The following is a 1,495-nucleotide window of genomic DNA, read 5'->3' as shown; positions in this document are numbered from 1 at the left end:
GTACAAGGATAAAATTAGATTTTTTGAATGTTATACATTTTTTTGTAAAGCAAAAGAGCCCTAGTATAAGGACTCTTTCTTAGCATTAAGCTATTTTTCGATTTAACGATTTGATTTCCTTCTCCTTTTCTGCATTTGGAGGGCGGATTACTATAGAGATAACGAAAGATATAACACATAGAACACCGATTGTAATGAAGGTTGGTTGAAATCCACCAAGTAGTGCCCCAATGAATGATCCTGCAAGTGCACCAAATCCGAAACCTTGGTAAACAATCCCGTAGTTTGTGCTATGGTTTTTTAATCCGAAGAAGTCTCCCACAATTGCTGGGAAGATGGTGATGTTACCACCAAAGCAAAAGGCAACACTTGCTACACAAGCAAAATAAATCCCGTAATTTAGTGGAATGAAACTTAAAGTGAAGACGGACAATCCAATAATAATAAATGTAGCAGAGACGATTTTTAATCGACCTATTTTATCTGATAACGTTCCAAGAATAATTCTACCTATTGTATTAAAGATTGCAATCATTGCGACGGCATTAGCGGCAGTCGCTGCACTAAGACCAACGAGCTGCACCCCAATGTCTTTTACCATACCGATTAAATATAAACCACCCATACAGGAAGTAAATAGCATGAAAAACAAGAAATATACTTGTTTAGTTCGCATCATTTCACGCGGAGTATAGTCATTGTGTAATGTTTCAGTTGCGGTGTTACTTACAATTGCTTCACGTAAGAAGAACGATCCGATTAATACTAAAAGTAAGACGATAATACCCCAATATAAAAATGCTTGTGATACACCAAGACTATCGATAAGATTTCCGTTTACATATCTAAAAATTAAGCTACCCATTCCATATGCTGAAACAGATATACCAGAAATAAGCCCTTTACGGTTTGGAAACCATTTAATTAAATTAGATAGTGATGTAATATATGCTGTTCCATCAGCATATCCAACGACAACACCGGCTAATAAATAAAGTAATGGTAATGAGGAAACTTGTGAACTAAGTATTAAACCGAGTCCTAAAACAATTCCAGCTGTAGCGATCAGTTTACGAAGTCCAAATTTTTGTTGTAGCTTTCCTGCAAATAGAGTTGAGAATGATAAAGAAAAACTCGTAATTGAGAAAGTGATCGCGACTGAATTGAGGTTCCATCCAAACTTACTTACAAGGGGTTGATTAAATAAACTCCATGTGTAAATTGTTCCTAGGCCAATTTGAACAATGATTGTACCTAGAACAATTAACAACGGATTTATAGATGTTTGTTTCATACTAACTGTCCCCTTCTTTTATCATGACATGAATTTTCACAGTTAGTATATCCATGATAAATTGCAAGATACTGTACGGAAAATGGAAATTAAGTTAGCGTACACAAAAAGACACTTCATCATGAAGTGTCTTTTTGTAGGTTATATACAGCATTTAAAGAAAGCTTTGTTAAGATAAGACATTTTCGAATGCTTATGTAC

1 protein-coding gene is annotated in these 1,495 nt (G+C 34.9%); it reads right to left on the bottom strand.

The genetic code is table 11. From position 1 onward, the window contains the following. Positions 1 to 85: 85 nt before the first annotated feature. Positions 86 to 1,294, bottom strand: a complete 1,209-nt coding sequence (locus AB3X48_RS22020; RefSeq protein ID WP_002161621.1) for an L-lactate MFS transporter — start codon at positions 1,292 to 1,294, stop codon at positions 86 to 88. Positions 1,295 to 1,495: the final 201 nt, after the last annotated feature.

The sequence above is a fragment of the Bacillus sp. S4 genome, from assembly GCF_040838205.1.
Lineage (GTDB): Bacteria > Bacillota > Bacilli > Bacillales > Bacillaceae_G > Bacillus_A > Bacillus_A cereus_U.
The sequence above is the reverse complement of the archived record's forward strand: the minus strand, read 5'-3'. Positions and strand labels throughout refer to the sequence as shown.